The organism is Streptomyces sp. NBC_01428 (assembly GCF_036231965.1).
Lineage (GTDB): Bacteria > Actinomycetota > Actinomycetes > Streptomycetales > Streptomycetaceae > Streptomyces.
The window spans coordinates 951,289-963,915 of the sequence record NZ_CP109499.1 but is presented as its reverse complement, the minus strand read 5'-3'; the positions used below and the strand labels follow the sequence as shown (position 1 = coordinate 963,915).

Annotated in this window: 12 protein-coding genes and 1 pseudogene; 9 read left to right on the top strand and 4 right to left on the bottom strand. The window is 68.6% G+C overall.

The annotated features are described in order from the left end of the window. The first annotated feature begins 221 nt into the window (after positions 1-221). On the top strand, positions 222-1,493 hold the full coding sequence (locus OG406_RS04200; RefSeq protein ID WP_329190641.1) for a PP2C family protein-serine/threonine phosphatase: 1,272 nt from the start codon (positions 222-224) through the stop codon (positions 1,491-1,493). Further along, the gene (locus OG406_RS04195) at positions 1,490-1,831 is read left to right on the top strand and encodes an STAS domain-containing protein (protein ID WP_329184037.1); all 342 of its coding nucleotides are present in this window, start codon (positions 1,490-1,492) and stop codon (positions 1,829-1,831) included. The genes OG406_RS04200 and OG406_RS04195 overlap by 4 nt, the downstream gene beginning before the upstream one ends. Positions 1,832-2,397: 566 nt before the next feature. Here OG406_RS04195 and OG406_RS04190 read toward each other — a convergent pair. Next, entirely contained in the window at positions 2,398-3,261 is an 864-nt protein-coding gene (locus tag OG406_RS04190; RefSeq protein ID WP_329184035.1) for a nitrilase-related carbon-nitrogen hydrolase, read from the bottom strand. Positions 3,262-4,600: 1,339 nt separating this feature from the next. Between OG406_RS04190 and OG406_RS04185 the strand changes: the two genes are divergently transcribed. The 4 genes from OG406_RS04185 (at position 4,601) to OG406_RS04170 (ending at position 8,145) form a co-directional block, all read left to right on the top strand. Next, the gene (locus tag OG406_RS04185) at positions 4,601-4,939 is read left to right on the top strand and encodes a helix-turn-helix domain-containing protein (RefSeq protein WP_329184033.1); all 339 of its coding nucleotides are present in this window, start codon (positions 4,601-4,603) and stop codon (positions 4,937-4,939) included. A 218-nt stretch (positions 4,940-5,157) separates the two neighbouring features. Continuing rightward, entirely contained in the window at positions 5,158-5,691 is a 534-nt protein-coding gene (locus OG406_RS04180; protein ID WP_329184031.1) for a MarR family winged helix-turn-helix transcriptional regulator, read from the top strand. A gap of 616 nt (positions 5,692-6,307) precedes the next feature. Then, positions 6,308-6,460: a hypothetical protein gene (locus OG406_RS04175; RefSeq protein ID WP_267049497.1), complete on the top strand. Its 153-nt coding sequence runs from the start codon at positions 6,308-6,310 to the stop codon at positions 6,458-6,460. A gap of 206 nt (positions 6,461-6,666) precedes the next feature. Beyond that, on the top strand, positions 6,667-8,145 hold the full coding sequence (locus tag OG406_RS04170) for a UDP-N-acetylmuramoyl-L-alanyl-D-glutamate--2,6-diaminopimelate ligase (protein WP_329184028.1): 1,479 nt from the start codon (positions 6,667-6,669) through the stop codon (positions 8,143-8,145). A 161-nt stretch (positions 8,146-8,306) separates the two neighbouring features. Here the strand turns inward: OG406_RS04170 and OG406_RS04165 are convergent, their stop codons facing one another. Further along, a complete protein-coding gene (locus tag OG406_RS04165) occupies positions 8,307-8,525 on the bottom strand; it encodes a hypothetical protein (protein ID WP_329184027.1) in 219 nt (72 codons plus the stop codon). A gap of 1,046 nt (positions 8,526-9,571) precedes the next feature. On the opposite strand from OG406_RS04165, the gene OG406_RS04160 reads away from it, so the two are divergent. Continuing rightward, positions 9,572-10,162 carry an SMI1/KNR4 family protein gene (locus tag OG406_RS04160; RefSeq protein WP_329184025.1) on the top strand — a complete coding sequence of 197 codons (591 nt, stop codon included), beginning with the start codon at positions 9,572-9,574 and terminating at the stop codon, positions 10,160-10,162. 93 nt (positions 10,163-10,255) lie between these two features. Here the strand turns inward: OG406_RS04160 and OG406_RS39375 are convergent. Together OG406_RS39375 and OG406_RS04150 are read right to left on the bottom strand one after the other, a co-directional pair. Then, positions 10,256-10,354: pseudogene (locus tag OG406_RS39375) on the bottom strand (IS5/IS1182 family transposase); the annotation flags it as partial. Positions 10,355-10,528: 174 nt separating this feature from the next. Then, the gene (locus OG406_RS04150) at positions 10,529-11,320 is read right to left on the bottom strand and encodes a class I SAM-dependent methyltransferase (RefSeq protein ID WP_267049505.1); all 792 of its coding nucleotides are present in this window, start codon (positions 11,318-11,320) and stop codon (positions 10,529-10,531) included. Between the two features lie 50 nt (positions 11,321-11,370). Between OG406_RS04150 and OG406_RS04145 the strand changes: the two genes are divergently transcribed. Next, positions 11,371-11,502, top strand: a complete 132-nt coding sequence (locus OG406_RS04145) for a hypothetical protein (protein ID WP_329184021.1) — start codon at positions 11,371-11,373, stop codon at positions 11,500-11,502. A gap of 465 nt (positions 11,503-11,967) precedes the next feature. Next, complete coding sequence (locus OG406_RS04140) at positions 11,968-12,522, top strand: hypothetical protein (protein WP_329184020.1); 555 nt, start codon at positions 11,968-11,970, stop codon at positions 12,520-12,522. The last annotated feature ends 105 nt before the right edge of the window (positions 12,523-12,627 follow it).

Here is a 12,627-nt window from a genome sequence, read left to right as displayed (position 1 = left end):
TGTCGAGGACAACGGGAAACCGACAGTATGGATTTCCGTCGCAGCAACAACATCTCCGTCACTGGTCGAGCCGTTGGACCGGTGGTGCTTCTGGCGCACGGGTCCGGCTGTGACAAGAGCCCGTGGCGGCTTGGGGTACCCACGCTGGGCAGAGGCTTCCGGGCGGTGAGCGCGCCGCAGGCCACTGCGGCGGCCACCGAGTTCATGGGGGCCGCCCGATGATGTGTGACAGAGAGCAGGACCTGGATACCGAGCACGAGGTCGGCGCCACGGACGCGGCGTTCACCTCGCTGCTGGAGGACAGCGTCGAGGAGCTGTATGAGCAGGCTCCGTGCGGCTATCTGTCGACGCTGATGGACGGCACCATCGCGAAGATCAACACCACCTTGTTGCACTGGCTGGGCCTGTCCCGGGACCGGGTGGTGGGCCGGATGCGGTTCGCCGACCTGCTCACGGTGGGCGGCAAGCTCTACCACGAGACGCACTTCGCCCCGATGCTGCAGATGAAGGGCGAGGTCAGCGGTATCGCGCTGGACCTCAAGGCCGGCGGGAAGAAGCGGATGCCAGTGCTGGTCACCTCGAAGGTGAAGACCAGCGAGGACGGCGAACCCCTGCTGATCCGCACCACCCTGTTCGACGCCCGCGACCGCCGGGCCTATGAACAGGAGCTGCTGCGCGGCCGCCAGGAGGCGGAGGCCGCGCGCCGGCATGCGGAAGCAGACCGCGCCCGGCTCCAGGAGGCCCTCGCCGTGCTCCAGCAGAACCTGCTGCCCACGGCACTGCCCGAGGTCCCCGGCCTGGAGGCCGCCTCGTACTACCACACGGCCTCCCCGGACCTGCTCGGCGGAGACTTCTACGATCTGTTCCCCCTGGACACCAACCGGTGGGCTTTCTTCCTCGGCGACGTCTGCGGCAAGGGCCCCCAGGCGGCCGCGCTGACCTCCCTGACCCGCTCCACGCTGCGGGCCGCCGCCCTGCACAACCCCGACCCCCAAACCGTTCTGCGCACCCTCAACACGGTGCTCCACGAGCGGTACACCCGGGGCGACACCCGCTACTGCACCGCGATATTCGGTGTCCTGCAGCCCGACGGCGACCGCGTCAGCCTGCATCTGGCCTCCGGTGGCCACCCCCCGGCGCTCATCCAGCGCGCGAACGGCACCGCCGACTACCTCCCCACCCCCGGCGGGATGCTCATCGGCGTCCTGCCCAACCCGCGCATCGCCTGCGCCCGCACCGAGTTGGCCCAAGGTGACACCTTGCTGCTCTACACCGACGGCCTGACCGAGGCCCGAATCGGCCCGCAGCGCGAGCTCTATGGTGAAGATGCCCTGTGTACGTTCGCCTCGGCCCAGCCGCCAGCGGGTCCCCAGGCGCTGGTCACTGCCCTGACGGGGCTCCTCGCCGGTTTCGGTGACGGCCTCGACGACGACACCGCCCTGCTCGCCCTCGGCGTGCCCGCCCCCGTACATGGAGACGCAGACCTGCCATGAGCCAGTTGACGATCACCCGCCGAGACGCCGCAACCGGTCCCGTACTGGAGATCGTCGGCGACCTCGACTACGCGAGCGCCCCCGACCTCGGACAAGCCCTCGACACCCTCACCCTGACCGACGGGTACCTGCTGGTCCTGGATCTGACCGGCCTGGAGTACTGCGACTCCAGCGGCCTCTCGGCTCTGCTGGCAGCCCGGAACCTGGCCACCGAGCACGGCGCACGCATCGCCCTGGCCGCAGTCCCCGCCGACACCGCCAGGATCCTGTCGCTCACCGGCCTGGACCAGGTCTTCCCCATGCACCCGGACGCATCGTCCTTCCGCGCCACAGCCTGAGCTGCTGCTCGCGGATGTAACTAGAGCGACGGCGGCCTCTCATGCGCCGCGTTCTGAGGCGTACCAGGGCTCGGGGCGTTCGCGGGGATATCGGCATAAAGCCGCTCGCGCAGCGAAAGAAGGACCGCGACGTCGGCACGTGGGGCGAGCTCGGCGAGCAGGCGTCGGATCGCGGGATCGTCGCCGGTCCTGACCGCCGCGACTATCTGGTCGATGAGGGAATCGCTGTCCTGCGGAACGGCTGGTGGCCGAGACGAGGCCCAACCATGGTCGTCTCGGCCGTCCAGCACCTCTGGATACGTCCGCTCAGAAGACATCCCCACATTGAACGACTCCAGTGCGCACAGGTCACCTCCCCGAAAGAGGGAAGGGTGCGGTCCGCGTTGGGCCGCCGTTCGTGGTGAGCGAAGTGGGCCGCAGGCCACGAACGCTGCTCCCCCACCCCTTGAAGAGGCGTTGCCGGATGGCCTGGGCGTTTGAGGAGCCGGCCGCGAATCGCACGGCCGATGTTGAGATCGAACCGCGCTCCACCGGGAGGAGATGACCCCGGCCCTGCGGTGGGGATCTCAGCGGGCGGGTTGCAGGGTGGGGTTGAGGGCCAGGCGGTTGTCGGTGGGGTGGTGGCCTTCGGGGCTGAAGGGCGGGATGGTGACGGGGAGGCAGTCGGCGATGAGCAGGCAGTCGTGGTGGCGGTCCTCGGCCGTGGCGGCGATCAGTGCTTCGCCGTCAGGGGCCCAGATGCCGGAGTTGCCCTGGTACTGCCAGGCGCCGGCGGGGACCTGTTCCCAGCCGCGGCGGTTGGCGTAGGCGATGAACAGGCGCCAGATGCTCGCCATGGCCGGGATGATGTGGCGGGTGGCGTCCTGGTAGGGGACCTGGCTCATGGTGCCGTCGGCCAGGCGGAAGTGCCCGTCAGCCGCGGTGGGTCCGAGCACGACCTGGGCGCCGTGTTCAGCGAGGTACTGGTACAGCGGCGGGAACTCGCACTCGTAGCAGTTGAGGACGCCCACCCCGATGCCGTTCAGGCTGACCACGGGCGGCAGGTCCTGGCCGAAGGAGTAGTTGCGCCGCTCGGCGGCCCCGTACAGGTGGGTCTTGCGGTAGTTCGCCGCCACCAGCCCGTCCGGGGCGATGACGCTGATCGAGTCGTAGAAGGCGGCCCCGTCGCGTTCGGGGTAGGGCAGGACCACGGCCAGGGCGTTCTCCTTGGCCGCCAGCCGCGCACGCTCGATGGAAGGGCCCTCGCGGTGTTCGGCCAGCTCACGGCATTGCTTGGGGCCGATCGCGTAGCCGGTGGTGTACTTCTCCGGGAAGACCACCACCTGACAGCCGTAGTCCGCCGCCAGCGCGGTCACCTCGACCAGACGCTCCAGGTTCTGCTCCACCGCCTGCCGACTGCCGACCGGGCCCTGGCCCTGGTACAGCGCCACCCGAAGCCCTTCGCCGGCAGCGGGAGCGTCGCGAGCGGCAGAGCGGAACACGATACGGACAGGCTGATTCATCAACAGGAGATCCTCCGGTAAGGGGCGGTCCGGACGACTGCCACCAGCAAGAACGACTCACCTGACCCCCGGACACCATGATCCTCATCTGACCCGGACTCGGCTCCTGATCGTCACAGTCACCGACACCAGGCGGGGGTCAACCTCGCCCGTGTCCGCTGACCGCACGACTCCGTACCTCGCCATGCGCGGGCCGCCCATCCGGCGCCCCCTGGAGGCAGAGACCCATCCCGGGAGGCGTCGTACGCTGCTGCGCGGCCTGCCTCCGTGAGCGGGCGGCGCGCACCGGTCGATGCGCGAACGGTGGGGGCCCGAGCAGTGACGGTCAAGGGGCCCCACCCTTCTGGCGACGCAGAGCCCGCGGCAGCCAGTGCTGGCCCGTACCGGTGAAGTGCGCGGTGGTTGCTGCCGGCTTCAACTCCCATGGTGCTCTCCGCGCTGCTTCCGGAGGGCGGCAGGGCCGTTCTGTTCGAGCCCGATTACCTCCTCGGAGGTGACACACAAATCTGTGGTGGCTGGAGTAGACATTGCTTGATCTGCTGGCTATGGTTTCTCTCGTAGCCAGAAAGACAGCAGGGCCTGGCAGACACGAACTGCCGGGCAGTAAGACGTGGTTGCAGTTGCCAGGACGGTGCGGTGGTGGAGTTCCGAAGCCAGGGTTGTCGCAGGTCGGCGACGGGGCTGACGGCCGGACCGGGTGGCCCGCAGTGATCAGGGGCCGCCGTGTGCAGGACCGAAGGTGAGTTGCAGTACCTGTAGGTGCAGTTCGTGGTATCTCGCAGTGCAGGTGTGTGAGTGGTGCCTCGGTGAAGGCGTCGGCTGCGGGCGCGCGCACCGGGAGGTTCGGCAGTGGGGTTCCAAGCCAGAGCAGGTGCAGGACGGGCGACGGGGCTGGTTGTCGAAGGGGTGACGCTTGTTCAGGTCGCCGAGCAGTTCGCATCACTGGCAAGGCAGTGCAGTACGCGGTACCAGCAAGAGGCAGCGCTGCTCGAAGGCGCTGGAACCAAGAGGGAATGAACGAAGGAGCACGACGCCGTCAGGATCGCCCGGGTGGACTGGCTGAGCCCGGGTACCGCAGGACATCGATAGTGAGGTGGTCTCCGGTCGAGCAACCGCGATCCCCGCGAACTCTGAGCCAGTCCGGTCGGGTTCACGGAAACAGAAGGCCGGCGCAGTATCAGGGCCGGCAGATGGTGTAGCAGTTCCTTCGGGGCCCTGGCGCGACGAGCGCCAGGGCCCCTCCACGCGTTTTCATGAGAGAGGTGCAATGACAGCGGACGACTCGTATGGCCGGCTTGATGACGATGACTACCCCGCTTACACGATGGGCCGGGCCGCCGAACTCCTCGGCACCACCCAGGGCTTCCTCCGCGCAATTGGCGAAGCCCGACTGATCACCCCGCTGCGCTCACCGGGCGGCCACCGCCGCTACTCCCGCTACCAGCTTCGCATCGCCGCCCGCGCCCGAGAGCTCGTCGACGGGGGCACGCCGATCGAGGCCGCGTGCCGCATCGTCGTCCTGGAGGACCAGCTCGAAGAAGCGCAGCAGCTGAACGCCGCCCACCGCCGAGAGGCCGGAACGGCAGACCCGACGGCCGCGGCATAAGGCCTCGACCGCACTTGGCTCCCGGGGCCGTTCATGTCCCAGCCCGGGACGGGCGGACGAGCAGGGGTTTGGGACCGAGTCGGATGAACAGTCGTAAGAGAAGGCAGAACCTTTGCTGACCACATGCCCGGAACTTCGCCGCGCCGGATCGACCGCTGCCACGTGCCACCGCGTGTGGTGACCCCGTTCAGGAGCCGGGCCCCGTGGATGGGAAACGCATGACCGAGTGGATAGACCCCGGCCCCGGCCCCGGCCCGCACGTGGCCGTCGCCCGCCAGGCCGGCCGCACGGCCGAACTCCTCGACCTGTTGTGGGAACAGGACCGCAACGCCGCCCCGCCTCCATACATCTCGGTCTCTCAGCTGCGCGTGCTGTACCTCGTCGACCGCGAGGACGGAATCCGCATGCGAGCCCTCGCCCGGCTCCTGACCGCATCCCCGCCCTCGGTCTCCCGCCTGGTCGACCGCCTCCACACCCTCGGCTTCGTCGAACGCCAGCCCTGCCACGACAGCCGCCGCGAAGTCATGCTCCGCGTAACCAGTACAGGCCGCGAACATCTGACCCATATCCGTGAGCGACGCGACCAGGTCCTCCTCCACGCCCTCAACACCATGCCCGACCACCAACGCGCCGCACTCGCCGAAGGCCTGGCCGGACTCCAGCAAGCCCTCACCAGCCACCCCATGCTCCACCTCGTCGCCGAGGACACCCCGCCATGGGGGCTCCCGACGCTGGGACACGACGCGCCGTGACAAGCAGGGCATCCTGCACTGCAGTTTGCCGTTCGTTGTCCAGGGCGAGGGCCGGGACCCGTTGGGCGAGTGTGTCGACGGACCGGCGAAGGTCGATGCTCTCCTCGTGGCTGGCTCGGTGAGCTTCGCGGAGTTCGCCTTGTAGTTCGCGGATGCGTTCGCGCAGGTTCGCCGGGACGTCGGGGCTGCTGGAGCGTTCGTCGACGCGTTGCCGGAAGAGCTCCAAGACCTCGCCCGCCCGGTAGGCGCTGGCCCGGGAGACGCCTGCCTCGCGGGCCGGGGCGGCGACCGTGAGGCTGCCGTCGCTGCGCTGCGGAGTGCCGACCAGCAGCCGGTCCATGGCCTGGAAGGGGGCGGAACGGATGGCGGGACTTGGCCTCGACAGCCCAGGAGTCCTTGAGAGCGTCCTTCAGGCGGACCACCTCTTTGCGAAGCCGCTTTTCGACCTCCGGTGTCTGGTGCGTTTCTGAGCGCACCCGTGTGTAGGACTCCTCCATCGATTTGGTGCAGGTGCCGACGTGCGGCTACGGCTGGCAGGTGGTGGTGAGTGGGTCACTGAGCCGACGGTGCCTCGGAGGCGGGTTTCAAGCCGCCCAAGTGAACGTACACTCGGCCTATGGGTCGTACACGTGCCGTGAGGGAGTGCCTGCAGCAGGCCACCGGTGCGCTGTGTCCGGCCACTTCGGGTCCGGCGGCCGTCGGCTTGGCGACCGCAGCCGACGTCCAGGCGCCGCAGACCGGCCGCGGCGCGTTGCACGGCCACGGCTAGCGATCCTCACAGCCGCTGACCTGGCTCGCTGCACTTCCAAGAACACCGTAGGACGTCGCCTGCAGGGCTGAGCTGTCGCATCCGGCTCTCGTCGGGCATGTTCCCGCCTATTGCTCCACGTCACCACCGCAGCTCCGGCGCTCTGCCGGTGCTGCCGCCTGGCGACGGCCGCGCGACCGGGCCGAGCCACCTTCGAAGGAATCATCGTGAAGCTGAGCGAGCTGCTGGCCGGGCAGGACCACCACATTCTCCAGGGGGATCCGGAGACGACATGGATCACCGCGGGAACGACCTTCGACGCCGACCGGGTGACGCCGGGCTCGCTGTTCATCGCGGTGCCCGGGCACCGCGAAGGTGGTCCCGGCTCTGTCGGACCGGCCCTCGCACGTGGCGCGGCGGCGGTACTCGTCGACGGGGCGGCACCCCGTCTGCCGATGTTGGCGGCGGGTGTGTGCGCCGTGCGGGTGCCGGACACCCGGATGGCAGCCGCGGTCGTCGCCTCCCGCTATTTTGGCGAGCCGGGGCGGCAGATGGACATGGTGGCGATCACCGGCACCAACGGGAAGACCTCGGTGTCGTACATGGTCGAGTCGGTGTTGCGGCTCTCCGAGGGCGCGACGGTGGGGGTCATCGGGACGGCCGGCAGTCGGATCGGCGACGAGCCGATCTTGATGCCGCGGTCGGTACTGACCACGCCTGAGTCGCCGGACTTGCAGTACCTGCTTGGCTGCATGCGCGACCGCGGGGCCGGCGGCGTGGTGCTGGAGGCCACGTCGATGGCCCTGCTGACGCACCGGGTGGACTGCGCGTTCATCGATGTCGGGGTCTTCACCAATCTGACGCAGGATCACCTGGACGATCATGGAACGATGGAGAACTACCGGGACGCCAAGCTCCGCCTGTTCCAGGGTTTGTGCCGGCGCGCGGTGGTCAACGCCGACGACCCGGTGGGCGCCCGGATCCAGGCGATGATGCCCGGCGCGGTCACCACCTACGGCCTCGACGCCGAGGAGGCGGACTACCGGGCCACCGACCTCGCCGTGGATGCTTCCGGCACGCGGTTCACCCTGCACCACGACGGCCGCAAGTATCCGGCGGCGATTCCCGTACCGGGCCGGTACTCGGTGGCCAACGCGCTGGCCACCGTGGCGGCCTGCCACGCACTGGGGCACGACCTGGGCGGTCTGGTCGCCGCGCTCGACCGGATGCCCCCGGTCCCGGGCAGGTTCGAACGCTTTCAGACCCCGCGCGGGACATCGGTGATCGTGGACTACGCCCACTCACCGGACTCCCTGGACAAGGTTCTGACCACCATCCGGGGCTTCGCTCCCGGCCGTGTCATCACCGTCTTCGGCTGTGGCGGGGACCGTGACACCACCAAGCGCGCCGAGATGGGCAAGATCGCCGGGACCCACTCCGACCTGTGCGTCCTCACCTCCGACAACCCCCGCAACGAAGACGCCGAGGCGATCCTCGACCAGATCACCCCAGGTCTCATGGCAACCGGCACACCGTTCGAACGGTGTGCCGACCGCCGTCACGCGATCGCCTTCGCCCTGACCGCAGCAGGCCGGGACGACATCGTCCTGATCGCCGGAAAAGGCAGCGAGCCACACCAGATCGTCGGTGAAGAACTACTTCCCTTCAGCGACATGGCAACGGTGCGCGAACTCGCCCGGGCATAGCGGAGTCTGTCCCGCTTCATGACACAAACTGTCTGGCGGCGGGGCAGCACTTGGCAAGAGTTCCCATGCGTCCGCGACCGGTCCGTCGCGGCCTCCTCCCGCAACTCCGGTTCTCGGCGAACGTGCAGGTCACCGTCGACGCGGACAGTCGGCTGGTCCTGTCATGACCGGCCCCCGCTCTGAAGAGGCGTCCCGGACTCCGGCCCGGTGACCTCCCGCCGGCCCGACCGGGCGGTGAGCGCCAGCTCGTACGCGAGCGGCCACCGCCCGTCCCCGCCCCGGGCCTCGACCTGGACCAGAACGTGCACCGCCGCACCGTCTATGGCCCTGTCGGCGCCCGCGGCCTCCTCGATGGCCCGACCCGCTGCACCGTCACCCATGGAACGGGGCAGGCGACACCGTCGACAGCTCCACCCCAGGGGCGAGGTAGCGCTCCACCTCACCCGCACCCACCAGGTACGCGGACAAAAACTCGCCCACCGACGACGACAGAGCGCCCTGAGCAACGGGCACCCGATACGGCGACTGCGGCGCCTTTGCCCGCACCGGGCCCGCACCACACCAGGAGCGCCGGTCACCGTGAAAGAACCCCCAGCCCGGCCGACGACAACGGGCACGGCGAAGGTGATCAATCGGCCATCCGCAGACTGCGCATCCACCGTCACCGACCACACGTCCCCCAAGCGGTGCACACTGCGCACCGCCGTCACCGACTCCGGACCCGGCCGCGCACCCCTCCACCCGGTCGGGCAGCTCGACGTCCGGCGCCATCGACTGCGCAAGCCGCGCCTGCACACTCGTGCCGTCCTCCGCAGGCACCGACTCAGTGCGCAACCGTTGCGCAGAGCCGCCGAATGCGCAATGAGGCTGCGCAGTCAGGCGTTGTGCACCCCTGCGCATCCGCGGTTGGCCCGACCAGGAACCCGACCATGACCACCACCAGGCCCCCGACCACGATGCCGGCCCTAAGCCCACCACGGCCGCGACTACGTCATGACCCAGGTCCTGAGTCCGACCACAGTCCCGACCCCGAGATCGGGGCCCTCGGGCGTCGTTGCCCGGTCGCTGATGGATCTCCGAACCCTGGCACCGGTACCCGTCTCATCTGGGCTGACATTGCCTACGGCCTTGGCCATCCCGACGAGCCGGCTTCCCTCGTCTCCTGTGCAGTCAGCCTGGATGACTAGGAGGGAAGCTGGGGAGAATGCTCCATCGAGGATCTCAACAAGGAAGCTGTCGAAGCAGCAAGAGTTGTCGGCCAGCGGCCGGCAGCAGAGTCATGACTGTGTCCGCCGTCCTCGCAGTGACGGCCGCGGATGCTTGTGAGCACTGGGCCGTGTCCTTCGTGGATCAGTCTGACTCGGGTCATGGGCTGGCGTCTCGTGAGCCGACTGATGGTCTGAACGACACGGCTTAGGCTCGCCCCATGACCGAGTCCCCCCTCACTGAAGTCGAGATCGTCGAGGCCGAACGGGAACTCGGTGTGTCCTTTCCCGAGGAATATCGGGCCTATCTGCGCGAGGTGAGCGCGGGCGGGGCGCTTTCCCGGCTTGAGCGGGCCGGGCGTGGTTGGTGGTGGGCCGGGAACGATGAGCGGCGGCGCGGGCTGCTGTCCATTCCCTTTCCGCACCCTGACTCCTATGCGGAGGCCGACGAAGAACTGATGGTGCGTGAGCCGCAGGCTGAGGCGTTCGAGGATCACGCCGCGTATCGGACAGCTTGGCGTGCCTGGGTCGACGAGGCCGACGGGTTCGAGGACCTGAAGACGGCCGGTGCGGTCGTCATCCAGGAGCACGGGTGCGGCTTCTCCACCCTGTTGGCACTGACCGGCCCGCTCGCTGGCACAGTGTGGTGGGACGGACGGGCTACCTGTGACCGGATCGTCCCGCTCTCCCTGGACCACGTCACTGGCGCCCGGCCTATCGAATTCAGAGAGTGGTTGGAACACGGTTCGTGGGCATTGTTGCCGCCGGACTGGGGACCACCCTTTCCACCAGACCCTGTTGTTCACCGCTAGGTTCTGTTTCTTGGTCAGCGTCGAGCCCAGATCAAGATGCCCGCGAGGCGGGGCGCGGCCTGGTAGGCGATCGAGGGCCTGTCGGATCGTGTGGCCTGCCTGGCCTGCGGGGACGGTGAAGGCGAGGGGCCGTGCGTGGCCGTCTGCGGCCAGGTGGACCTTGGTGCTCAGCCCGCCACGGGAGCGTCCGAGCGCGTGATCAGCGGCCTCGTCCGGAGTGTGCCGCTCCCTCGTTTTTGAGCGCTCCGGCAGCGTGTTGGTGAGACCGGACCACGGCTCAGCGAAGTCAGTGGGGGGATCAGGCCGGCGCAACCCTCTACTGGGCCATTCCGGGACACGTCTGTCTCATCCAGTCCCGCGGCTGGGTCAGCCCGGCTTGACCGCCCGCGTTGCAAAATAGTGCGACATGTAGGGTGCGGATGCGTTGGACTGGTGCGGCGCTTCCGTGAAGCCGGTAACGACGAACCCCGCGGCGAGCTGCCCGCCGATCTGGTCGGTGAGGGTGTGGCTGTATTCAAGAGCGGCATCCGCGCCGAACTTGGTGGCCCGTTCCTCGGCGGAGTACTGCGTGACATCGCTGTAAGGCAGCTTGTGTACGACGATCAGCTCGCCGCGCTCGTCGAGCGCCTCGTGGTCGAACAAGTACGCATCAGGGTTGAGGAAGCCCGCGAGCAGTGTTCCGCCCGGTCGGAGCGTGCGGAAGCACTCACGCCACACCGCTGCCAAGTCCGGTACGAACAGGTTCGAGACCGGATGGAATACGACATCGAATGTCGCGTCGCCGAAGGCGCTGAGGTCACGCATGTCGCCCAGGACGGTGAGCAGTTCGAGTCCGTCGCGCGCCGCCACCATCTGGTCCTGGCCGAGCTGGCCGGGTGAGTTGTCGAATACGGTGACCCTCGCCCCCGCGGCGGCGAGGATCGGACCCTGCTGGCCGCCACCGGAGGCCAGGCACAACACGTCCTTGCCGGTCAGGTCCGTCGGCAGCCAGGAGCGGTCGACTGGCTCATGCCCGATGAGCACGATCGACCAGTCGCCCATGCCGGCGCGCTCGACATCCTCAGAACTCACCGGCCTCGACCACTCGTTGCCCTCTTGGACATACCTGTCCCACGCTGCCCGATTGTGGGCAACCGGGTCGACAACATTGTCCTGCACCTTCAACTCCCTGCTCCAGCCCAGCGGGCACCTGCGGTACTGACAGTTCGGTGCCGCTAGCCAACACGATCGCAGGTGTGGGCTCAACGAAATTGGCGGGCATCGAGTTCGATGCCGATGCGCGGCTGTTCGCCGTGGTCGGCCGGCCGTTGCCAGGCAGCCCCAACGACGGCATGGCGTGAGAGGAATCCGCCGCCGCCCACGCCGATGTTGCCAGGACACTCACGATCCCCGGACGGGGACCATCCCGGCACCGAACAGGTCACGCCCCTTCGACGGCCGCCGATCGTGCCCGGGACGGCTCAGGCCGAGCCCCCGGTCAGCCACGGAGCAGGACGGCTTCCCCTTCCTCGCCGCCGCCAACGGCGAAGCCGATCGATACGACACCCAGGCACGTGGTGACTGTGACCAGCACCCCGAGCCGGGCCGACTGCGCGCTGTCCGAGGTTGCTTCGACGACCAACGCCGACAAACGTCGGTCTGACGAGGAGCAGACTTCGCTGCGGCGGACTTACCTATGCCCGACCGGAAGCGGGTCGACCGGCACTGGGTCCGGCCGTCCCTTCTTCGTAAACCTGTGCGGTTCCGTGGCGCCGCCGCCGGGTAGGGCGTCCTCGGACGGATGACCAGTGGCGGGGGGGCGTCGTATGGAACGGACGGGCCGGACGTGGTCCTGGCGGGTGCTCGGCGGGCTTGCCGTGCTGTGGCTCGTGGGGTGCCTGGCCGTGCTCTGGTTACTGTTCGGCGCCCGGCTGGCCGCGCTGACCGGCATCGCGGGGCCGACCGGCACCTTCGTGGTCGCCAGCTGCTTCGAGGGGCTGGAGGACACCGGCACCCAATGCCGGGGCAAGTACACGCCGTCCTCCAAGTCCTCGTCCGCCGATGCGACTGCGGCGCGGACGATGCTGCTCCGCTCTGCCTCCGGTGACCACCGGCCAGGCGCCCGGCGCGACGTCCGACTCGTCGGAGCCGTGGCTTTTGAGCCCTCTCCGCTCGCCGCCGCCGAATACGTCACCTTCGCCGGCTGGACGGCCGTCACCCTCGGCCTGCCCGGCCACTGGCTCCTCACCTCGGCCCGTCGAGGGCGCCTCCTCAACGGCGAGAATTACGTCTTCTTCTGGCTCGCCTCCCTGCTGGGCGCCATCGCTCTCGGCATCCTCACCCTTCCCGTGACCTGGCTCCTGGCGACCTTCCAGGGGTAGGAGAGACGTACCGCTCGTCGGTTCGCAGGTCAGAGCATGCTTCTGGGGTTCAGGTGCCGCGTCTTCGGCATCCTGGACACCTTGGTTCTCGTCCCAGCAGGCACC